We start from the raw sequence: 20,065 nt of genomic DNA on the forward strand, positions 1-20,065 counted from the left end.
TGCAGATATGCGTAGTCTTTTGTTACAAGATTTACTTGCTTGTAGTCACCATCGACAGCCAGCCGTTCTACTATCGTTCTGTTAAGACATCCGTCCGAACCGACCCGATGGGAACGATCATGAAACTGCATCTGATAAGCGGCGCCGTGCTCATCTACACCCTGCTCGCGCTGGCTGCGATTTGCCTGGCGGAACTCGGGTCGGCCCCGCAAAACGTGGCATTCTAACATCCCATCGTCGCTGTCTGACGTAGGGTGGGCACCCCGTGCCCACGCGAACGCCAGCGAATCGCGAACGTCCGCGTGGGCGGAGGCCGCCCACCCTACGCAAATTCATACACGCCGACATGTCATGCCCGCGTATCCATTCAATGAGTCGATTACGCGCCCATTTTTATGGCATGCTCGCGCGCGGTCTCCGCATCGCGGCGCTGCGCCTCGCGTTGCGCGGGCGTGAGCATCGTCGGCCAGCCGATCAGGTGCTGCTCGGCGATCTCGGCCATGCCGACGATCCAGGATGGATTGTCGTTCAGGCAAGGAATGTAGTGGTAGTCCTGGCCGCCGTTCGATTCGAAATCGTGGCGGACTTCCATGTTGATCTCTTCCAGCGTCTCCAGGCAGTCGCTCGTGAAGCCGGGGCACATGACGTCGATCCGTTTCACCCCCGCGCGCGCGAGCTGCTGCACCGTGGGCGCCGTGTACGGCTGCAGCCATTCGGCCTTGCCGAAGCGCGACTGGAACGTCACCATGTACTGGTCCGGCGCGAGGCGCAGCCGGGCCGCCAGCAGGCGCGCCGTCCGGTGGCATTCGCAGTGGTACGGGTCGCCCAGTAATAACGTGCGCTTGGGCACGCCGTGGAAGCTCATCACGAGCTTGTCGCCGCGGCCGTGCGCATCCCAGTACGTCTCCACGGAGTGCGCCAGCGCCTCGATATACCCTTCGTGGTCGTGGTAATGCTTCACGAGGCGCAGCTCGGGGATGTTGCGCACCTTCTTGTAGTGGTCAAAGACGGCGTCCCAGATCGATGCCGTCGTCGTGCCCGAGTATTGCGGGTACGCGGGCAGCACGACGATGCGTTCGGCGCCGCGCGCCTTCAATTCGTCGAGCACGTCGGGCAGCGCGGGCACGCCGTAGCGCATCGCCATCGCCACCTCGACGTCGTGGTGGCCGCGCTGGACGAGCATCGCCTGCAGCGCCGTCGCCTGACGCTCCGTGTACACTTTCAGCGGCGAGCCGTCGCGGCGCCAGATCGTCGCGTATTTTCTTGCCGACTGCCCCGAGCGGAACGGCAGGATCGCCAGGTACAGGATCAGCTTCCACACGGCACGCGGAATCTCCACGACACGCGGATCGAGCAGGAACTGCTTCAGGTAACGGCGCACGGCGGGCCGCGTCGGCGCATCGGGCGTGCCGAGGTTGACGAGCACGATGGCACTCTTCGCGACGGTGCCGTGCTGGTGCGGCGGTTCTTTGTTGAAAGGCATGGAGGTCGTTCGCTCAGGACGCCAGCAGTTCGCGCGCGTGTTTGCGCGTGGTCTCGGTGATCTCGATGCCGCCCAGCATGCGCGCCACCTCTTCCACGCGGGCCTTGTTGTCGAGCACGTCGATGCGGGACACGGTCTTGCCGCCATCGGTCGTGTCCTTCGCGACCTGGAAGTGCTGGTTCGCCTGGCTTGCGACCTGCGGCAGGTGCGTGACGCACAGCACTTGCCGGCTCTGGCCCAGGCGCTTCAGCAGGCGTCCGACGACTTCCGCCACGCCGCCGCCGATGCCCGTGTCGACCTCGTCGAAGATCAGCGTGGGGACTGTCGTCGCATTCGCCGTGATGACGGAAATCGCCAGCGAGATGCGTGCCAGTTCGCCACCCGACGCCACCTTGGCCAGCGGCCGCGGCACAACGCCGGCGTGGCCCGCCACGAGGAACTCGACCTGTTCGATGCCGTACGCGGCCGGCTCGCACGGGTTCAGCGCGACGACGAAGCGCCCGCCGCTCATCGACAATTCCTGCATCGCGTCCGACACTTGCGACGACAGGCGCTGCGCGGCCTGCGCGCGCGTCGCGGACAGTTTCTGCGCGACCGCCAGGTAGGCCGCCTTCGCCTTCTCTTCCTGCTTGCGCAGGCCCTCGACGTCGCTCGCGTCGGCCAGTTGCTGCAGCTTGGCTTTCAACGTCGCGTGTTCGTCCGGCAATTCATCAGGCGTCACGCGGAATTTGCGCGCGGTGCTGTGGATGGCGTCCATGCGTGCGTCGACCTGGGACAGGCGCTCGGGATCGAGCTCGACCTTGTCGACGTACGTGTTCAGCGCGTACACGGCCTCCTGCAACTGGATGCGCGCCGGCTCCATGCAGTCGAGCACGGCCTGCAGGTCCGCATCGACGCCGGCCAGCTTGGCCAGTTTCTGGTTCAGCGACGACAGCTGCGACAGGATCGGCTGCTCCGATTCCGACAGCGCAGTCAGTGCTTCCTGCGCGCCTTCGATCAGGCTCGCAGCATGCGACAGGCGGCTGTGTTCGTTGGTGATCTCGGCCCACTCGCCCGGCTTCACCGCGAGTTTATCGAGCTCGCCGACCTGCCACTCGAGGCGCTCGCGTTCCAGCAGCACGTTCTTCGCGTTCGTCTCGAATTCCTCGCGCTGGCGCGCCAGCGCCTTCCACGCTTTGTACGCGCTCGCGACTTCCTGCACTTGCGCCGTCGCGCCCGGGTCGCGCACGGCGACCTGGTTGTCGAGCAGCGCGCGCTGGGCATCGAGCTTCAGCAGCGACTGGTGCGCGTGCTGGCCGTGGATGTCGACGAGCAGCTCGCCCAGTTCGCGCAGCTGGCTGGCGGTGGCGGCGACGCCGTTGATGTACGACTTCGAGCGGCCCGCGTTGTCGATCACGCGGCGCAGCAGCGCGCCGCCCTCGTCCGTGTCGAACTCGTTCTGTTCCAGCCACACGTTCGCTGCGGACGTGAGCGCGAAGTCGGCGCTGATGTCGGCCTTGGCCGCGCCTTCGCGCACCATGCTGGCGTCACCGCGGCCGCCCAGCGCGAGCTGCAGGGCGTCGATCAGGATCGACTTGCCGGCGCCGGTCTCGCCGGTGAGCACCGTGAAGCCGTTCGAGAACTCGAGCTCGATCGTGTCGACGATGACGAAGTCGCGGATGGTCAATGTGCGCAACATGAAGAAACTCATCTCCTGATGGATGCTGATTTACTTGAGCTTGCCGTCACCGGACGGATATTCGTTCCAGTGCAGCTTCTCGCGCAGCGTGTGGTAGTAGCTCCACCCTTCCGGATGCAGGAACGTGACGGTGTGGGGCGAGCGCGAGATCATGATCTGGTCGCCGTGCTGCAGGCTCGCGAACGTTTGCATGTCGAAGTTCACGCTGATGTCGCGGCCGTTGATGATCTCGACGACGATGTCGCTCGTGTTCGGCACGACGATCGGCCGGTTCGACAGCGCGTGCGGCGCGATCGGTACGAGCACGATGCCGGCCAGGGTAGGATGCAGCAGGGGGCCGCCGGCCGACAGCGCGTACGCCGTCGAGCCCGTGGGCGTCGAGACGATCAGGCCGTCCGAACGCTGGTTGTACATGAACGTGCCGTCCACCGTGACCTTCAGCTCCGCCATGCCCGCGCCCGTGCCGCGCGCGACGACGACGTCATTGACGGCAACGGAACAATGGATCTCGACGCCGTCGCGCACGACGCGCGCTTCCAGCAGCGAGCGTTCCTCCGTCTTGGCCTTGCCGCTGAGGATGTCGCCCAGCGCGGGTAGCATGCGGTCGATGGGGATGTCGGTCATGAAGCCCAGGCGGCCCTGGTTGATGCCGATGAGGGGCACGCGGTAGCGCGCCAGCTGGCGGGCGATGCCGAGCATCGTGCCGTCGCCGCCGACGACGATGGCGGTGCGGCAGTGCGCGCCGATCTCGTCGATGGACATCGCGTCGACGCCGGCCACCTTCACGTGGCCCGCCGTCTCCTGCTCGAACACGACGCGGTAGCCGGCGCCCTGCAGGAAGTCGACGATGGCCTGCACGGGCTCGTCGATGCCGGCCGTGTTGTGCCGTACGACGAGCGCGATGGTTTGTTGCGGTTCAGGCGTCACGGACATTACGACTCTCGGCAGCAGGTGATAGGGAGACAGAAGATTAACCGATTCGCCCGGCTTCTGCACTATCGCAACTCAGCAAATACTGTACAAACACACAGTATAGTTGGGCGGATGGACTTCCGGCAAGCGGACGGTCCAGCCCGCTTCAATGGAGGATGCCGAACCCGACCGCGGCAGCGATCGCCAGGGCGATGCCGAACACGTGCAGCGTCATCAGCACGACCCAGCGCAGGCCGGTGCCGATGCGCGAGCCGCCGTACACGCGCCGCATCGCGATGGGCGTGTAGAACACGAGCCACAGGCCCAGCACCCACTCGGCGATGCCGAGGAAGCCGGGCACGAGCATCATGAGCGTCATGGCCAGGAACGCGAATCCGTTGACGTGCAAGGCGAACAGCAGGTATTCGCCGAAGCGCCGCCCCGATCCCAGGTACAGCACCTTCAGGTACAGCGCGAACACCGGCATCATCAGGAACACGGCGTACGGCATGTAACCGTAGAAGGCCGTCTTCAGCACCTGGTTCCGTTCGTCGGGCGCCAGTTTGGTGAATCGTTCGATGTTCTCGCCCCAATGCGAGTTCACCTTGGCGATACCGTGGCGCAGTTCCGCCGTGCCGTCGACGATCTCGCCCGGCTTGTCTTCGCGCACCAGGTCGCTCCTGCCACGCGTGCCGGCCTGCGCCGTCACCGCCTGGTCGGCCGCGGTGCCGATGCTCACGCCGTCGTGCCCGGTGTACTTCATCACCGCGAAGAAGATCAGGCTGAACGTGAGGTACAGCCGCAATGGCTGGACGTAGCGCACCCGGCGGCCTTTGATGTATTCCAAAGTCAGCTGTCCTGGCCGGAACAAAAGGAGCAGCAGCGACTTCCAAAGCTTGCCTTCCAGCGCGACGTAATGGCCGATGAATTCGTGCAGGAATTCGCGCGTGCTGGGCGGATGCAGCACGGTTTCCTGGCCGCAGTCGTGGCAAAAATTACCGGAAACGACGGCCCCGCAATTCGGGCAATCGCTGGCAGTGTGATGAAGATGGGCTCGCGTGTTCACGACTTGAGGGCAATTGTCATATAAACCAGTATGTTAACCAGTTAATTTCAAAAAAGCATCATCCAATTGCGCGACCGCCTTTGACCTGAAGGATTAGGATTTAATCAATTGAATCGAAGGAGGTTGTCATGGTGCAGGAAGAAAAAGACCGTGTCGTGAATACCGACCGGAACATCGAAGACCAGAGCTACAAGCGCGAACCGCACGAGCGCGACGAATCGCCGGATGCCCAGGGCGTCAGGCCGCGCGGTATCATGAAGCAGGCGGCGGAAGACCTCGAGCAGGGCCTCGTCGACACCGATGCGCGCCAGACCCCGGGCATCAGCGAAGCCGTCACGCCGGCACCGGACGCCACCGGCCAGGCGAACCCGCAGCCGGACCGCCACCGCGACATGCGCGACCACGATTCGACGATCCCCGATGGGGGGAAAAATCGATGACACCACGCGCCAGGCTTGCGTTCCTGCTTCTTCCACTGCTGGGCGCCGGTAACGCCTTCGCCCAGCAATATCCCGCCGGCTGGGGCCCGAATCCGACATTGCCCGCGCCCCAGCGATCGCTGATCCCCACCATCAACATCGCCAAGGCAGACCCGTGGCCGCAAGGCACGCACCCGACGCCGGCCGCGGGCCTGGCCGCCACTGCGTATGCGTCGGGCCTCGACCATCCGCGCTGGCTGTACGTGCTGCCGAATGGCGACGTGCTCGTTGCCGAGAGCAACAAGCCCGGCAACGCGCCGAAGGAAAAAGGCATCCGGGCCAAGGTGCAGGGGGTGGCGCAGAAGGAAGCGGGCGCGGGTGTTGCGTCGCCCGACAAGATCATCCTGCTGCGCGGCTTCAAACCCGACGGCACGGCCGACACGAAGGTCACGTTCATGGAAAACCTGAACGCGCCGTTCGGCATGGCCCTCGTCGGCAACGACCTGTACGTCGCGAACGCCGACGCGCTGTGGAAATTCCCGTACCAGACGGGCGCCACGAGCATCGCGGCCCAGGGTACGAAAGTGCTGGACCTGCCGTCCGGCATCAATCATCACTGGACGAAGAACGTCGTCGCCTCGCCGGACGGCAAGAAGCTGTACATCTCGGTCGGGTCGAACAGCAACGTGGCCGAGAACGGCATGGACATCGAGAAGGGCCGCGCCGCCATCTGGGAATACGACGTCGCCAGCGACAAGTCGCGCATCTACGCGAGCGGCCTGCGCAACGCGAACGGGATGGCGTTCCAGCCGCAGACGAAGGCGTTGTGGGCCGCCGTCAACGAACGCGACGAGCTCGGCAACGACCTCGTGCCGGACTACATGACGGCCGTGAAGGATGGCGCGTTCTACGGCTGGCCGTACAGCTATTACGGCCAGCACGTCGACACGCGCGTGAAGCCGCAGAACCCCGACCTCGTGGCCAAGGCGATCCCGCCCGACTATGCGCTGGGCGCGCACACGGCCTCGCTGGGCCTGGCGTTCTACGATGCCGACCTGCTGCCGCAGTTCAAGAACGGCGCACTGATCGGCCAGCACGGCTCATGGAACCGCAAGCCGTATGCCGGCTACAAGCTCGTGTTCGTGCCGTTCGCGAACGGCAAGCCGAGCGGCCCGCCGCAGGACGTGCTGACGGGCTTTCTCGGCAAGGATGAACACGCATACGGGCGCCCGGTCGGGGTCGCGGTCGACAAGACCGGCGCCATTCTGCTGGCGGACGACGTCGGCAACACCATCTGGCGGATCACGCCGGCCGCCACCAACCAGGGAGCAGCTAAATGATCAAACGTAAGGGAAGCGCCGTCTGGAGCGGCGGACTCAAGGACGGCAAGGGCACCGTGTCCACGCAAAGCGGCGTCCTCAACCAGTCGCAATACGGCTTCAACACCCGCTTCGAAAACGGGCCAGGCACGAATCCGGAAGAACTACTCGCGGCCGCGCACGCGGGCTGCTTCACGATGGCACTGTCGGCCCAGTTGGGCGAAGCGGGCATGACGGCGCAAAAGCTGGAGACGACGGCCACCGTGTCGCTGGACAAGGTCGATGGCGGCTTCGCGATTCCCGCCGTGCACCTGGAACTCGTTGCGACGATTCCCGGCGCGAGCGATGCCGCGTTCCAGGAAGCGGCGCGCAAGGCCAAGGAAGGGTGTCCGGTGTCCAAGCTGTTCAATGCGAACATCACACTGGACGCGAAGCTGCAGGCTTGATTGCAATTGGTGGGCACGGGGTGCCCACCATCCGCCTGCACGAATCCGTGCGAGCGCATAAAATCCCGCTTTGCCAATGAAACGACAAGGACCACAATGCGCATCCTGCACACCATGCTACGCGTCGGCGACCTGCAGCGCTCCATCGACTTCTACACGAAAGTGCTCGGCATGAAGCTGCTGCGCACGAGCGAGAACCCCGAATACAAGTACAGCCTGGCTTTCCTCGGCTACGGCAGCAACCCGGATCATGCGGAACTCGAACTGACCTATAACTGGGGCGTCGACAAGTACGAGATGGGCTCGGCCTACGGCCACATCGCGATCTCGGCCGAGGACATCTACAAGACCTGCGACCAGGTCCGCGCGGCCGGCGGCAACATCACGCGCGAGCCTGGCCCCGTCAAGGGCGGCACGACCGTGATCGCCTTCATCACCGATCCGGACGGCTACAAGGTCGAACTGATCGAGCGCCCCGACCACGCCGGCGGCGCTGGCCTCAGCAGCTGACCCCTGCCCTGCGACGACGGTGCCGGCACCGTCGTCGGCAATAAAAAACGGCGCCGCAGCGCCGTTTCAACGTCCTGATTCGGGGTCAGAGCTCGAATTTCTCGGTTGAGCTCTGACCCCGACTGACTACGGCTGCTGCAGCAACGCATTGATCGGCTGCAGGTCTTCCTCGCGCAGCGAACCGGCCGCCGCCTTCAGCTTCAGGCCGGCCAGGATCGTGTTGTAGCGCGCACGGGCCAGGTCGGTGCGGGTCTGGTACAGCTGGCGCTGGGCGTTCAGCACGTCGATGTTGATGCGCACGCCGACCTGGTAACCGAGCTTGTTCGATTCCAGCGCAGAATTGCTCGACACCTCGGCCGCTTCCAGCGCCTTCACCTGCGCCAAGCCACTGTTCACGCCGAGGAACGATTGGCGTGCCACCAGCGCGGCGTTGCGGCGGTTCGCTTCGAGGTCGTTGCGGGCCTTGTCTTCCAGCGCGATCGACTCGCGCACACGGCTCGTCACGGCAAAGCCGCTGAAGATCGGGATGCTGTACTGGATGCCGATCGCATTGCTGTTGGTCTTGCCCGAGCCGGTGCTCTGGCCATTCACGTCGCGGTGCAGCGACGACGCGACGAGGTCCACGGTCGGGTAGTGGCCGGCGCGGTTCTTCGAGATGTCGCGCTTGGCCGATTCCAGCTGCAGTTGCGCGACGGTCACGGCGTAGTTCTGGTTCTCGGCGGCGGACACCCACTGGTCCACGTTGACCGGCTGCGGCGCCGTCAGGTTCACGCCCGTCCGCAAGGTGGCCAGCGTGGACGGCGCGGTGCCGATGATGGCTTGCAGCGCCGTCTTCTTCGTCTCCAGGTCGTTGACGGCGGCGATCTCCTGCGACACGACGAGGTCGTACGCGGCCTGGGCTTCATGGGTGTCGGTGATGGTCTGCGTGCCGACTTCGAAGTTGCGCTTGGCGGACGCCAGTTGCTCCGTCACGGCGACTTTTTGCGCGCGCGTGGATTCCAGCGTGTCCTGCGCGGCCAGCACGTCGAAATAGGCCTGCGCCACGCGCGTGATCAGGTCCTGCTGGGCCTGCGCGAACTGGGCTTCCGAAATCGCCTGCTGCAGCTTGCTCTGCTGATAGGTTTCCCAGCGGTCCCAGCGGAACAGCGGCTGCTGCAGCGTGACCTGGACCTCGTTCGTGCGCAGGTTGCTGCCGCCGCCCAGCAGCGGACTGTTGTTCCACGAGGTAAAGTCGGAGTTGTTCTTCGTGACGTCACCGGAGACGCCGACGGTCGGCAGCAAGCCGGCACGCCCCTGGGTGATACGTTCCCGACCGGCGGCGGCGGCCGCGCGGGCGCTGGCATAGGTGGCGTCGTTCGCCAATGCCTGCTGGTACACCTGGATCAGATCGGCCGCCTGGGCATTGAGCGAAAACGCGCTGGCCAACAGTACGGCGATGAGGGGCTTCTGCATTACTTTCTCCGTCGGAGTCATCAATTGTTAAGGACGCAGATCGTCAATACTTCGGCATCGATGGATCGACCTGCACGGCCCAGGCGTGTATTCCGCCTGTGAGGTTGGTGATGTTGCTGAACCCGTTGCGCTCGAGGAAGGCGGCCACCTGCATGCTGCGCGCGCCGTGGTGGCATACGCAGACGATGTCCTGGCCGTCGTCCAGTTCGCTCACGCGGATTGGAATGAGGTTCATCGGGATCTGGGTCGAGCCCTCGATGTGGCAGGTCTCGAATTCCCAGTTTTCCCGCACGTCGAGCAGCAGCGGCTTCGGACGCGACGGGTCGGCCAGCCACGTGGCCAGTTCGGGAGCGGTAATGTGCTGCATATTGCGTCTCCGCTCAGAACTGGAAGTGCGACGGCACCGGAGCGCCCGCCAGGTAGCGCACGTTGGTCTCGAACACCTTGATCGTGCCGTAGGTGTCTTCGCCAGTGCGCGTGATGATAGCCGCTTCCATCACGGGTGCCTGGCCGATGATGGCGGCGATGCGGCCACCCACCTTCACCTGCTTCAGGAATGCTTCCGGCAGCACTTCCAGCGCGCCCGAGATCACGATCGCGTCGTACGGCGCACCTTTCGCCCAGCCTTCCGCGCCGTTGCCCGTCTCGACCGTCACGTTGTGGATGCCCGCGTTGGCCAGGTTCTTCTTCGCCAGTTCCGCCGTTTCCGGATTGATTTCCACGGTCGTCACCTTGGCGGCGCGGTGCGCCAGCAGCGCGGCCATGTAGCCCGAACCGGTGCCGATTTCCAGCACGGTCTCGTGCTTGCGGACGCCCACTTCCTGCAGGATGCGCGCCTCGAACTTCGGTGCCAGCATGGCTTCGCCGCCCGGCAGCGGGATCTCGACGTCGGCAAAGGCCAGGTTCTGGTACGCCGCCGGCACGAACTGTTCGCGCTTGACGACGTGCAGCAGGTCGAGCACATCCTGGTCCAGCACGTTCCACGGACGGATCTGCTGTTCGATCATGTTGAAGCGGGCTTGTTCGATATTCATCTGTAGACTCGGTGTGAAAATAAATAATCCGATATTTTATCGTTGAACGGCTTCAGCAAACATATCTTAACGACATGCTGCCGGACGCCAGGGGAAATTGCGACAGTCTGCAGTTTAAGGGGCATGAAACCCTGAAAACCGTGTCTTGACGTAGGAAAAGAGATCACGCGGCCGGTGCGGCCGGTAACAGGCCATGCAGCGCCATGTCGAGGAACGTGTCGAGAAAGGCCTGCGGTTCCAGCTCGCCGCGGGGACAGGGGCCGACGGAATGCTTCCAGATGATCAGGGTGAGCATCGGGGCGAAGAGCACCTGGGTCGTCATGGTCACGTCAATGCGCCGGAATTCACCGCGCGCGACGCCGCGCTCCAGCATCGACGACATCGCCCGGGTGCCGCGGTTGATGACTTCTTCCTGGTAGAAGCGGGCCAGTTCGGGGAAATTGTCCGCTTCGGCCATGACGAGCTTGATGATGCCGGACGCCTTCGTCGCGCCCAGCCGCTGCCACCACGAGTGGATCAGGTGGCGCAGCAGGTCGGAACTGTGGCCGTCGAACTCGGCGACGGACGTTTCCGCCTCGCCGATCACGGGGACGATATTGCTGCGCACGACGGCCTTGAACAGCTCTTCCTTGTTTTCGTAATACAAATACAAGGTGCCCTTCGACACGCCGGCGCGGCGCGCGACGTCTTCCAGGCGTGTGGCGGCATAGCCACGCTCGACGAACAGGTCGATGGCCGCCTCGAGCAACTCCTGGGGCCGCGCGTCCTTACGGCGCTCCCAGCGCGGCTTGGTGTCAAAAGGGCATGGCATGCTTCTGTCCGACAACTAACTGTTGAGTCAGCAAATATAGACCTGGGGATAGGGCCAGTCAAGAACCCTGAGGATAAGGCGCCGTCGGTAGTATACTGGCTGCTTGCCTGCCGCCCGTCTTTAGATGCCTATCCCGTCTTCCTCCGTCTCCTGCCGCCCCGGCTGCGGCGCCTGCTGCATCGCCCCGTCGATCACGTCCCCCATCCCCGGCATGCCGAATGGGAAGCCGCCCGGCGTGCGCTGCGTGCAATTGGACGAGCACAACGGCTGCAAGATTTTCGGGCAGCCGGACCGGCCCCGCGTCTGCGGCAGCCTGCCGCCCTCGCGCGAGATGTGCGGCGACACGCGCGAGCACGCGATGCTTTTTTTGTCAGAACTGGAGCGCTTGACCGCTTCCATGTAGACACGGTAACTCGACGGCGGCCCCCTTCCTCATGGTAAGCTTGCGGCCCGCGCAACACCGTCCGCGCATGACCCCAACCCTACCGAACACATACACCAAATGGATATCATTCTCGCCCTGAAAGCGATCATCATGGGCCTCGTCGAGGGCTTCACCGAATTCCTGCCGATCTCGTCCACGGGTCATTTGATCCTGGCGGGTAGCCTGATCAATTTCACGGGCGAAGTGGCCAAAGTGTTCGAAATCGCGATCCAGGCCGGCGCCATCTTCGCCGTGATGTGGGAATACCGCGCGCGCATCGGTGCCGCGGTAGGTGGCGTCATGTCCGATCCGCGCCAGCAGAAACTCGTCCTCAACGTGATCGTCGGCTTCCTGCCGGCGGCCGTGCTGGGCGTGCTGTTCATCAAGGCGATCAAGGCGCACCTGTTCGCGCCGGTGCCCGTGGCCACCGCGTTCATCGTCGGCGCGTTCGTGATCCTGTGGGCGGAACATCGCCACAAGGTACTGCCGGGCGCACACCGCGTCGAGACCGTGGACGACATGACCCTCCTCGACGCGCTCAAGGTGGGCTGCGCACAATGCTTCGGCCTGATCCCGGGCACGAGCCGTTCCGGCGCCACGATCATCGGCGGCATGCTGTTCGGCCTGTCGCGCACGGCCGCCACCGAATTCTCGTTCTTCCTCGCGATTCCCACGCTGCTGGGCGCGACCGTGTATTCCGTCTTCAAGGCCCGCCACGCGCTGCACGCGACCGATCTCCCGCTGTTCCTCGTCGGCGGCGTGACGGCATTCATTTCCGCCTTCCTGTGCGTACGCTGGCTCTTGCGCTTCATCAGCACGCACACCTTCACGGGATTCGCCTGGTACCGTATCGTGTTCGGTGTGGTCGTCCTGATCACCGCCCATTTCGGCTGGGTCGTCTGGGCCGATTGATTCTCACGCAGCAAGCACCACCATGACGAGCGACATCCAGCAACGCGCGCTGCAGATCCTGCAGACGGTATTCGGCTACCCCGCCTTCCGCGGACAGCAGGCCGACATCGTCGAGCAGGTGGCGTCCGGCGGCGACGCGCTCGTCCTGATGCCCACGGGCGGCGGCAAGTCGCTGTGCTACCAGATTCCCGCGCTGCTCCGCGACGGCGTCGGCGTCGTCGTCTCGCCGCTGATCGCCCTCATGCAGGACCAGGTCGACGCGCTGGCGGAGGTGGGCGTGCGCGCCGCCTTCCTGAATTCGACGCAGACGTTCGAGGAAACCCTGCGCATCGAGCGCATGGTGCGCACCGGCGAACTCGACCTCGTGTACGTGGCACCCGAGCGCCTGATGACGCCGCGCTGCCTGGAGCTGTTCGAGTCGGCGCACATCTCGCTGTTCGCCATCGACGAGGCGCACTGCGTGTCGCAATGGGGCCACGACTTCCGGCCCGAATACATCCGGCTGTCGATCCTGCACGAGCGCTTCCCGCACGTGCCGCGCATCGCGCTGACGGCGACGGCCGACCAGCTCACGCGCGCGGAAATCGCCCAGCGCCTGCAGCTGGAAGAGGCGCGCCAGTTCGTGTCGTCGTTCGACCGGCCGAACATCCGCTACGCCATCGTCGAGAAGACGAACGCCCGCAAGCAACTGCTCGACTTCATCTCGACGGAACACCCGGGCGACTCCGGCATCGTGTACTGCCTGTCGAGAAAAAAGGTCGAGGAGACGGCGGAATTCCTGAACGAGAACGGCATCCGCGCCCTGCCCTATCACGCGGGGATGGAGCATTCGCTGCGTGCCCACAACCAGTCGCGCTTCCTGCGCGAGGACAACATCGTGATGGTGGCCACGATCGCCTTCGGCATGGGCATCGACAAGCCGGACGTGCGCTTCGTCTGCCACCTCGACCTGCCGAAATCGCTGGAAGGCTATTACCAGGAAACGGGCCGCGCGGGCCGCGACGGGCTGCCGTCGAACGCCTGGATGGCCTACGGCCTGCAGGACGTCGTGCTGCAGCGCCGGATGATCGACGAATCCGAGGCCGACGAGAATTTCAAGCGCGTGCTGTCGTCGAAGCTCGATGCGATGCTGGGCCTGTGCGAGACGCTGAGCTGCCGCCGCATGCGCCTGCTCGAATACTTCGGCGAGCGCTCCGGCCCCTGCGGCAATTGCGATACCTGCCTCATCCCGCCGACGTCGTTCGATGCGACGGTGCCCGTGCAAAAGCTGCTGTCCGCGATCTACCGCGTCGACCAGCGCTTCGCGGCCGGCCACGTGATCGACGTGCTGCGCGGCGTGTCGTCCGAACGCATCGTCCAGTGGCACCACGACAAGCTGTCCGTGTTCGGCGTCGGCGCCGAACGCAGCGAGCAGGAATGGCGCGCCATCGTGCGCCAGACGATCGCGCTGGGCCTCCTCACCGTCGACCACGACGCGTTCAGTTCCCTGAAGCTGACGGAGGCCGCGCGCCCCGTGCTGAAGGGCCAGCAGCCGGTGCAGCTGCGCCAGTACCAGAAACCCGTCAAGCCGAAGCGCACGTCGGCGCCGCGCGCGAGCTACGAAGAGATGGAATTGTCGAAGTCCGAACAGGCGATCTTCGACAAGCTGCGCTGGTGGCGCGTCGAGACGGCGCGCGCGCACGGCGTGCCCGCGTACGTCGTGTTCCAGGACGCCACGTTGCGCGAGATCGCCAAGGTCAAGCCGGTGTCGCTGGACCAGTTGCGCGGCGTGTCGGGTGTCGGCGAGAAGAAGCTGACCTCGTACGGCGACGAGATCGTCGGCATCATCAGCGAGATGGTGTAACACGGCCGCGCGCATCATGCGGTGCGTCGCGTGAACACATGGTGGGCTCGGGGAGTCCACCCTATGGCATCCATCACATCGTAGGGTGGGCACCCCGTGCCCACGCGTTACGTATGCGGATTGCGAGCGTTCGCGTGGGCGGGGGCCGCCCACCCTACGATTACCGACACCGCTTGGTGAAGACGAGATCCCAGACCCCGTGCCCCAGCTTCAGGCCCCGGTTCTCGAACTTGGTCAGCGGCCGATACGACGGCTTCTCCGCATACGCCTCGGCCGTGTTCTGCAGCGCCGGCTCATTGCCCAGCACTTCCAGCATCTGCACGGCGTAGTCTTCCCAATCGGTGGCGCAGTGGATGTAGCCGCCCGGCGCCAGCTTCTCGCACAGCAGCTTGACGAACGGCGGCTGGATCAGCCGGCGCTTGTTGTGGCGCGCCTTGTGCCACGGGTCGGGGAAGAAGATGTGCACGCCGGCGAGCGAACCGTCGGCCACCATATTGTTCAACACCTCGACGGCGTCGTGCTGGATGAGGCGCAGGTTGGGAATGTCCTGTTCGCCGGCCAGTTTCAGGAGGCTGCCGACGCCGGGCGTGTGCACCTCGACGCCGATGAAATCCCTGTCCGGCATCGCCTTCGCGATATGCGCCGTCGTGTCGCCCATGCCGAAGCCGATCTCCAGGATCAGCGGCGCGGTGCGGCCGAACGCGGCGTGGAAGTCGCACGGCGCCTTGCGGTACTCGATCAGGTAGCGCGGGCCGTAGGCTTCCAGCGCGCGCGCCTGGCCGGTCGACAGGCGGCCGGCGCGGGTGACGAAACTGCGGATGCGGCGTTCGGTCGGGTCGTAGAGCATGGGGCGGCCCTGCTCGTTGGTAGGCGTATCGGCAGACATGGGAGATCGATGAAGAGTGATGAAAAAGCGGGCGCCATTATAACCCGGCGCTTGCGCGCACCGATCTCGGACATAATGCGTCTGTTGCAACGAGGAGCCACCATGCGCCAGCAGACCCACCCCATCGCCACCGAAGACAACGTCGCCGCCTACCGCCTGACCTCGTACCACTACGGCACGCCGGGCCGCGGCAGGAAGGTCTACGTGCAGGCCTCGCTGCACGCGGACGAGGTGCCCGCGATGCTCGTCGCGCACGTGCTGCGCCGCGAACTCGACCGGCTCGATGCGGAAGGCAAGGTCACGGGCGAGATCATCCTCGTGCCCGCGGCGAATCCGATCGGGCTGTCGCAAGTGATCCACGGTTCGCCGTTCGGTCGCTTCGACCTGGCGACAGGCACCAATTTCAACCGCTCGTACCGTCACGTGGCCGACGCGCTGAAGACCTCGCTGCAAGACAAGCTGGGGCGCGACCCGGCCGCCAACGCGGCCCTCGTGCGCGAGCACGCGCGGCGCGAGGTGGCAGCATGGCTGCCGAAGAACGCGACGGAAGAACTCAAGAAGACGCTGCTGGGCTTGGCGATCGACGCCGACATCATGCTCGACCTCCATTGCGACAACGAGGCCGTCCTGCATATGTACACGGGCACGCCGCTGGCCGAACGCGCCATGCCGCTGGCCGCGCTGATGGGCGCGCACGCCGTGTTGCTAGCGACGGAATCGGGCGGCGAGCCGTTCGACGAGGCGTGCAGCCGCGTGTGGTGGGAACTCGGGAAGCACTTCGGCGACCGCTTTCCGATCCCGCTCGGCTGCGTGGGCGTGACGGTCGAGCTGCGCGGCGAGAACGACGTGCGCTACGACCTCGCCGAACGGGACGCGCACGCTGTGCTGCAATACCTGGCGCGCGAAGGCGTCGTCGACGTGCCCGTCGAACCGCTGCCGTCTCCGCTGTGCGAACCCACGCCGCTGGAAGGCGTCGAGCCGCTGCATGCGCCGCACGCGGGCGTCCTCGTGTTCCTGAAGAAGCTGGGCGATCAGGTGCGGGCGGGCGACGCCGTCGCCGACATCGTCGACCCGGTCAGCGGCAGGACGACCACGTTGCGGCCGACGCAATCGGGTGTGCTGTTCGCCAGCACGGCGCACCGGCACCTGCTGCGCGGCATGCACGTTTGTAAGATCGCCAGTGCGACAGCGTGGCGCAGCGGCAGCCTGCTGGGCGCATGAGCGGCATCACGTAGGGTGGGCGCTCCTGTGCCCACGCGTAACGCAAACACAACGCAAGCGTCCGCGTGGGCACGGCGTGCCCACCCTACGGCCACCGACTACGTAGGGTAGGAACGCCAACATACGCGAACGTCACGCGGCCAGCGCGTCGCCGAACAGGAAGCGCTGCGCCAGCAGCGGCGCGATCGACGCCGCAGGCAGCGGGCGCGCGACGAGGTAGCCCTGCACCTCGTTACAGTTCAGCGCGCGCAGGATCGTCAACTGCGCCTCGTTCTCGACGCCTTCCGCGACGACTTCCATCCCGAGCGCGTGCGCCATCGACACGATCGCCTGGAAGAACACGGTGCCTTCCTTCGAGCGTCCCAGTTCGGCCGTGAACGAGCGGTCGACCTTCAGCACGTCCATCTTCATGCGCTGCAGTTGCGACAGCGACGAATACCCGGTGCCGAAATCGTCCACGTGCAGCTTGACGCCCAGCGCGCGGATCGCCGCGAGTTCCGCGAGGATCTCGGCCTGGTCACCCATCATCGCGGACTCCGTGATCTCCACTTCGAGCAGGCCGGCCGGCACGTGGTAGCGCGCCAACGCGTCGGCCAGTTCGCGCTGCACGCCGCCGCGCAGGAACTGCTTGGGCGAGACGTTGATCGACACGGGCACCGGCACGGCACCTTGCGCACGCCAGGCCGCCAGCTGGGCGCAGGCGATGTCGATCACGATGGCGCCGATCGGCACGATCAAGCCGCTCGCCTCGGCCAGCGGAATGAATTCGTCCGGACGGATCATGCCCAGCTGCGGATGCTCCCAGCGCAGCAGCGCCTCCATGCTCAGCAGCTCGCCCGTGCGGGTGTCGACGCGCGGCTGGTAGTGCAGCACGAACTGGCGCTTGTCGATCGCTTCCAGCAGGCGCTGGCGCAACTGGGTGCGCGTCTTGAGGATGTTCGACTGTGCGTGGTCGAAGAAGCGGTACTGCCCCTTGCCTTCGGCCTTGCCGGCGTACATGGCGATGTCGCCGTGGCGGATCAGGGTGGCAGCATCGAGGCCGTCGCGCGGGTACACGGCGATGCCGACGGAGGCGCCGATCATGTGCTGGTCATCGGCGATGGCGAACGGCTTGCTGAACGCGTCGACGATGCGGGTGGCCACGACGGCCACCTGCTGGTCGCTGTCGAAGGGGCTCAGGAGCACGACGAATTCGTCGCCGCCGAAGCGCGCCACGCTGTCGCCGGGGCGCAGCTGCGACAGCAGGCGCTCGGCCGCGAGCTGCAGCAGGCGGTCGCCGATGGCGTGACCGTGCGTATCGTTGACCTGCTTGAATTCGTCGAGGTCGATGAACAGCAGCGCTGCGCCGTGGCCGCCGTCCTCCGCGCGCGCCAGCGCCGTGGGCACGAAGTTCAGGAACCAGTGGCGGTTCGGCAAGCCCGTGAGGCTGTCCTCGTTGGCGAGGCGCGCCAGCTGCGATTCGTGTTCCTTGCGCTCGCTGATGTCCTGCAAGGTGACGGCGAGGACGTCGCCCACGCGCACGATGCGGCGGTGGCCCCAGCGGATGTTCAGGCGGTTGGAGTCGGGCATGCGCCGGTCTTCCTGGTGGAAGCCGACGGCCAGCGCCGTGCGGTAGTTCGTGGCCAGGTCGTCGAACGAGGCGCCCTGGTGCAGTTCCGAGATCAGGCTGCCGACCAGTTCCGCACGCGTGGCGCCGTAGAACGACGCGCCCCGCTCATTGCAGTCGACGATGCGGAAGTCGACTGTCTGGCCCTTGCGGTCGCGTACCGGCGCGACCATGTAGAAGCCGTCGTTGCCGCTCTCCGTCGCGGTGCGGTAGGCGCGCTGGATTTCGGCCCGCTCGCCCGCCCGCGCGCCCGCGCGCAGCGACAGCAGGCTCGCGCCCAGCGCCACCAGCACCAGCATGGCCGTGGCCAGCAGCATGTGGTTGCGGCTGTCGGTCCAGTAGGCGTCGGCCGCTTCCAGCACGGCCGTGTGCGACAGCGCGACCAGGGTCACGAGCGGATACGCGCTGGAACGGCGCCAGCCCAGCACGCGGGCTTCGCCGTCGGCGAAACCACCCGGTCCCGTGACCAGCTGCACGCCGCGCGCGACGGGCCAGCGATCGGCGTTCGCGGGCAGCAGCGACGCGGTGCCCTGGGTACGCACGGTGCCCCGCGCATCCTGCTCGACGCGCAGGTTGTTCTCGGTACCGACGAGGGCCAGCAGGCTGCCCGGGCCCAGCGTGGGCGAGCTGACGAACGACGTGAAATAGGCGGCGTCGACGGCCATCAGCAGCACACCGTCGAATTCGTCGTCGGCCGTGTCGAGGCGGCGCGTGAACAGGATCGTGCCGCGCGCCTCGTCCAGCTCCAGCGGGGGCACGCCGATGCGCAGCGCCGTCGAGATGTTGTCGCGGTGCTGGACGAAGAACGCGGCGGACGCGAGGTTCAACGCGCGGCCGTGGATGCGGCTGGACGAGCGGATCGCGCCGTCCGGCCCCACGACGCTCACGTTGACGAACGCGGCATCCGTGAACATGCCGTCGCGGCGCATGTTCTCGATGAGGTTGCGGTCGCGCGCATGTTCCCAGCTGTGCTTGAGCTGCATGGTGATCTGGTCGACCTGTGCGACCGAGCGCGTGACGTATTGCTCGTAGGCTTCGGCATACGCGTCGGCTTCCTTGAACGCCTGCTCCTCGGCGCGGCGCCGTTCGGCGCCCCCGTGCAGGATGGTGGCGGTCCACAGGGCGGCGCAGGCGAGCAGCGCCAGCGCGGGCCACAGCAGCGCGAGGAATCGGTAGGTGCGCGGGGCGGTGTGCGCACTGGGCTTGGACATGCGGTTTCCGTCAGAAGGCGCGCGCCGGCGGCGCACGCTTAGTTACTGTTCAGCAACTCGCAGTGTAAGAAGTGAAAGTGACAGGTTGATGACAAGGCGGCACGCAAGTATGACGACTTTGCAACGTCATTCCGGCACGCCGCCGGCCAGCGCCCGCGCCAGCGCATCGACGTCGGCCGGCTTCACGAAATGGTAATGAAAGCCCGCGGCGGCCGACGCGTCGCGGTCCTGCTGCTGGCCATAACCCGTCAGGGCGATGAACAGGGCGCCCGCGGCCTGCGGCAAGGTGCGGATCTGGCGCGCCAGCTCGTGGCCGTCCATGCCCGGCAGGCCGATGTCGAGGACGAAGGCGTCAAACGACCGTTCGCGCGCGCAGGCGAGCGCCTGCAGCGGATCATATTCGACGGCCGTCTCGTGGCCCAGCACCTCCAGCAGCATCGCGACCGTCTGCGCCGCGTCGGCATTGTCGTCGACGACGAGCACGCGCCGGATGGCTGGCCCCGCCGTCGCATGGGCGGCATGGCCGGCCTGCGTGGACGCGGGCGCCGCGGGCCGCCCTCGATAGCGCTCGACGGGCCTCTTGGCCGGCGCGGGCGACACGTCCGTGGTGTCCGGATGGACCAGCTCGGCCCACGCGGTGTCGTCCTCCGTCCCTTCAATAATGCCGATGAGTTCGTCCATACGTTCGTTCCAGTATCCCGCCGTGCCGCGGCATGACATGCCAATGGTACGAAAATATGCGCCGCGGGCGCGCAGCCCACGCATGCAGGATGCATCCGCGCGACACATGCACCAAGAATATCCCTACAGGTTCCGGACGGCAATACGCGCA

The 20,065-nt window shown here is 65.7% G+C and carries 19 protein-coding genes; 8 read left to right on the plus strand and 11 right to left on the minus strand.

Annotated elements, in window-relative coordinates:
* Positions 1–379: 379 nt before the first annotated feature.
* The 4 genes from hemH to HAV22_RS18380 form a co-directional block, all read right to left on the minus strand.
* Positions 380–1,483, minus strand: coding sequence for a ferrochelatase (gene hemH, locus HAV22_RS18365; protein WP_166861038.1), 1,104 nt, complete (start codon positions 1,481–1,483; stop codon positions 380–382).
* Between the two features lie 13 nt (positions 1,484–1,496).
* Positions 1,497–3,161, minus strand: a complete 1,665-nt coding sequence (gene recN, locus HAV22_RS18370) for a DNA repair protein RecN (protein WP_166861040.1) — start codon at positions 3,159–3,161, stop codon at positions 1,497–1,499.
* Between the two features lie 30 nt (positions 3,162–3,191).
* Entirely contained in the window at positions 3,192–4,094 is a 903-nt protein-coding gene (locus HAV22_RS18375; RefSeq protein ID WP_166861042.1) for an NAD kinase, read from the minus strand.
* Between the two features lie 145 nt (positions 4,095–4,239).
* On the minus strand, positions 4,240–5,040 hold the full coding sequence (locus HAV22_RS18380) for a DUF3667 domain-containing protein (RefSeq protein ID WP_371869678.1): 801 nt from the start codon (positions 5,038–5,040) through the stop codon (positions 4,240–4,242).
* Between the two features lie 227 nt (positions 5,041–5,267).
* Between HAV22_RS18380 and HAV22_RS18385 the strand changes: the two genes are divergently transcribed.
* The 4 genes from HAV22_RS18385 to gloA all read left to right on the plus strand — a co-directional run bounded on the left by HAV22_RS18385 (position 5,268) and on the right by gloA (position 7,833).
* A complete protein-coding gene (locus HAV22_RS18385; RefSeq protein ID WP_166861046.1) occupies positions 5,268–5,579 on the plus strand; it encodes a hypothetical protein in 312 nt (103 codons plus the stop codon).
* A complete protein-coding gene (locus tag HAV22_RS18390) occupies positions 5,576–6,898 on the plus strand; it encodes a PQQ-dependent sugar dehydrogenase (protein WP_166861048.1) in 1,323 nt (440 codons plus the stop codon). Before HAV22_RS18385 ends, HAV22_RS18390 begins: the two co-directional genes overlap by 4 nt.
* Positions 6,895–7,323, plus strand: coding sequence for an OsmC family protein (locus HAV22_RS18395; protein ID WP_208296264.1), 429 nt, complete (start codon positions 6,895–6,897; stop codon positions 7,321–7,323). Before HAV22_RS18390 ends, HAV22_RS18395 begins: the two co-directional genes overlap by 4 nt.
* A 96-nt stretch (positions 7,324–7,419) precedes the next feature.
* The gene (gene gloA, locus HAV22_RS18400) at positions 7,420–7,833 is read left to right on the plus strand and encodes a lactoylglutathione lyase (protein ID WP_166861050.1); all 414 of its coding nucleotides are present in this window, start codon (positions 7,420–7,422) and stop codon (positions 7,831–7,833) included.
* 126 nt (positions 7,834–7,959) lie between these two features.
* On the opposite strand, the gene HAV22_RS18405 is transcribed toward gloA, so the two are convergent.
* The 4 genes from HAV22_RS18405 to HAV22_RS18420 all read right to left on the minus strand — a co-directional run bounded on the left by HAV22_RS18405 (position 7,960) and on the right by HAV22_RS18420 (position 11,130).
* Positions 7,960–9,285 (minus strand): TolC family outer membrane protein, encoded by a 1,326-nt coding sequence (locus tag HAV22_RS18405; RefSeq protein ID WP_166861052.1) that lies wholly within the window; start codon positions 9,283–9,285, stop codon positions 7,960–7,962.
* Positions 9,286–9,328: 43 nt separating this feature from the next.
* On the minus strand, positions 9,329–9,652 hold the full coding sequence (locus HAV22_RS18410) for a rhodanese-like domain-containing protein (RefSeq protein WP_036234402.1): 324 nt from the start codon (positions 9,650–9,652) through the stop codon (positions 9,329–9,331).
* A 13-nt stretch (positions 9,653–9,665) separates the two neighbouring features.
* Entirely contained in the window at positions 9,666–10,319 is a 654-nt protein-coding gene (locus HAV22_RS18415; protein WP_166861054.1) for a protein-L-isoaspartate O-methyltransferase family protein, read from the minus strand.
* 163 nt (positions 10,320–10,482) lie between these two features.
* Positions 10,483–11,130, minus strand: coding sequence for a TetR/AcrR family transcriptional regulator (locus HAV22_RS18420; protein WP_166861056.1), 648 nt, complete (start codon positions 11,128–11,130; stop codon positions 10,483–10,485).
* Between the two features lie 124 nt (positions 11,131–11,254).
* Between HAV22_RS18420 and HAV22_RS18425 the strand changes: the two genes are divergently transcribed.
* The 3 genes from HAV22_RS18425 to recQ all read left to right on the plus strand — a co-directional run bounded on the left by HAV22_RS18425 (position 11,255) and on the right by recQ (position 14,309).
* Positions 11,255–11,533 (plus strand): YkgJ family cysteine cluster protein, encoded by a 279-nt coding sequence (locus HAV22_RS18425; RefSeq protein ID WP_166861058.1) that lies wholly within the window; start codon positions 11,255–11,257, stop codon positions 11,531–11,533.
* A 99-nt stretch (positions 11,534–11,632) separates the two neighbouring features.
* On the plus strand, positions 11,633–12,466 hold the full coding sequence (locus tag HAV22_RS18430) for an undecaprenyl-diphosphate phosphatase (RefSeq protein WP_166861060.1): 834 nt from the start codon (positions 11,633–11,635) through the stop codon (positions 12,464–12,466).
* A gap of 22 nt (positions 12,467–12,488) precedes the next feature.
* Complete coding sequence (recQ, locus tag HAV22_RS18435) at positions 12,489–14,309, plus strand: DNA helicase RecQ (protein WP_166861062.1); 1,821 nt, start codon at positions 12,489–12,491, stop codon at positions 14,307–14,309.
* A 160-nt stretch (positions 14,310–14,469) separates the two neighbouring features.
* On the opposite strand, the gene trmB is transcribed toward recQ, so the two are convergent.
* Entirely contained in the window at positions 14,470–15,156 is a 687-nt protein-coding gene (gene trmB / locus HAV22_RS18440) for a tRNA (guanosine(46)-N7)-methyltransferase TrmB (protein ID WP_166861289.1), read from the minus strand.
* Positions 15,157–15,297: 141 nt separating this feature from the next.
* Between trmB and HAV22_RS18445 the strand changes: the two genes are divergently transcribed.
* Positions 15,298–16,416, plus strand: a complete 1,119-nt coding sequence (locus HAV22_RS18445; protein WP_166861063.1) for a succinylglutamate desuccinylase/aspartoacylase family protein — start codon at positions 15,298–15,300, stop codon at positions 16,414–16,416.
* A gap of 132 nt (positions 16,417–16,548) precedes the next feature.
* Here HAV22_RS18445 and HAV22_RS18450 read toward each other — a convergent pair whose 3' ends face one another.
* Positions 16,549–19,233 (minus strand): bifunctional diguanylate cyclase/phosphodiesterase, encoded by a 2,685-nt coding sequence (locus HAV22_RS18450; protein WP_166861065.1) that lies wholly within the window; start codon positions 19,231–19,233, stop codon positions 16,549–16,551.
* 126 nt (positions 19,234–19,359) lie between these two features.
* Positions 19,360–19,914 (minus strand): response regulator, encoded by a 555-nt coding sequence (locus HAV22_RS18455; RefSeq protein ID WP_229421305.1) that lies wholly within the window; start codon positions 19,912–19,914, stop codon positions 19,360–19,362.
* Between the last annotated feature and the right edge of the window lie 151 nt (positions 19,915–20,065).

The sequence above is a fragment of the Telluria antibiotica genome, assembly GCF_011682055.1.
Lineage (GTDB): Bacteria > Pseudomonadota > Gammaproteobacteria > Burkholderiales > Burkholderiaceae_D > Telluria > Telluria antibiotica.

Bases quoted from the DNA above. Each gene is read 5' to 3' on its own strand.
- hemH (WP_166861038.1), bottom strand. From the start codon at position 1,483: ATGCCTTTCAACAAAGAACCGCCGCACCAGCACGGCACCGTCGCGAAG.
- recN (WP_166861040.1), bottom strand. From the start codon at position 3,161: ATGTTGCGCACATTGACCATCCGCGACTTCGTCATCGTCGACACGATC.
- HAV22_RS18375 (WP_166861042.1), bottom strand. From the start codon at position 4,094: ATGTCCGTGACGCCTGAACCGCAACAAACCATCGCGCTCGTCGTACGG.
- HAV22_RS18385 (WP_166861046.1), top strand. From the start codon at position 5,268: ATGGTGCAGGAAGAAAAAGACCGTGTCGTGAATACCGACCGGAACATC.
- HAV22_RS18390 (WP_166861048.1), top strand. From the start codon at position 5,576: ATGACACCACGCGCCAGGCTTGCGTTCCTGCTTCTTCCACTGCTGGGC.
- HAV22_RS18395 (WP_208296264.1), top strand. From the start codon at position 6,895: ATGATCAAACGTAAGGGAAGCGCCGTCTGGAGCGGCGGACTCAAGGAC.
- gloA (WP_166861050.1), top strand. From the start codon at position 7,420: ATGCGCATCCTGCACACCATGCTACGCGTCGGCGACCTGCAGCGCTCC.
- HAV22_RS18405 (WP_166861052.1), bottom strand. From the start codon at position 9,285: ATGCAGAAGCCCCTCATCGCCGTACTGTTGGCCAGCGCGTTTTCGCTC.
- HAV22_RS18410 (WP_036234402.1), bottom strand. From the start codon at position 9,652: ATGCAGCACATTACCGCTCCCGAACTGGCCACGTGGCTGGCCGACCCG.
- HAV22_RS18415 (WP_166861054.1), bottom strand. From the start codon at position 10,319: ATGAATATCGAACAAGCCCGCTTCAACATGATCGAACAGCAGATCCGT.
- HAV22_RS18420 (WP_166861056.1), bottom strand. From the start codon at position 11,130: ATGCCATGCCCTTTTGACACCAAGCCGCGCTGGGAGCGCCGTAAGGAC.
- HAV22_RS18425 (WP_166861058.1), top strand. From the start codon at position 11,255: ATGCCTATCCCGTCTTCCTCCGTCTCCTGCCGCCCCGGCTGCGGCGCC.
- HAV22_RS18430 (WP_166861060.1), top strand. From the start codon at position 11,633: ATGGATATCATTCTCGCCCTGAAAGCGATCATCATGGGCCTCGTCGAG.
- recQ (WP_166861062.1), top strand. From the start codon at position 12,489: ATGACGAGCGACATCCAGCAACGCGCGCTGCAGATCCTGCAGACGGTA.
- trmB (WP_166861289.1), bottom strand. From the start codon at position 15,156: ATGCTCTACGACCCGACCGAACGCCGCATCCGCAGTTTCGTCACCCGC.
- HAV22_RS18445 (WP_166861063.1), top strand. From the start codon at position 15,298: ATGCGCCAGCAGACCCACCCCATCGCCACCGAAGACAACGTCGCCGCC.
- HAV22_RS18450 (WP_166861065.1), bottom strand. From the start codon at position 19,233: ATGTCCAAGCCCAGTGCGCACACCGCCCCGCGCACCTACCGATTCCTC.
- HAV22_RS18455 (WP_229421305.1), bottom strand. From the start codon at position 19,914: ATGGACGAACTCATCGGCATTATTGAAGGGACGGAGGACGACACCGCG.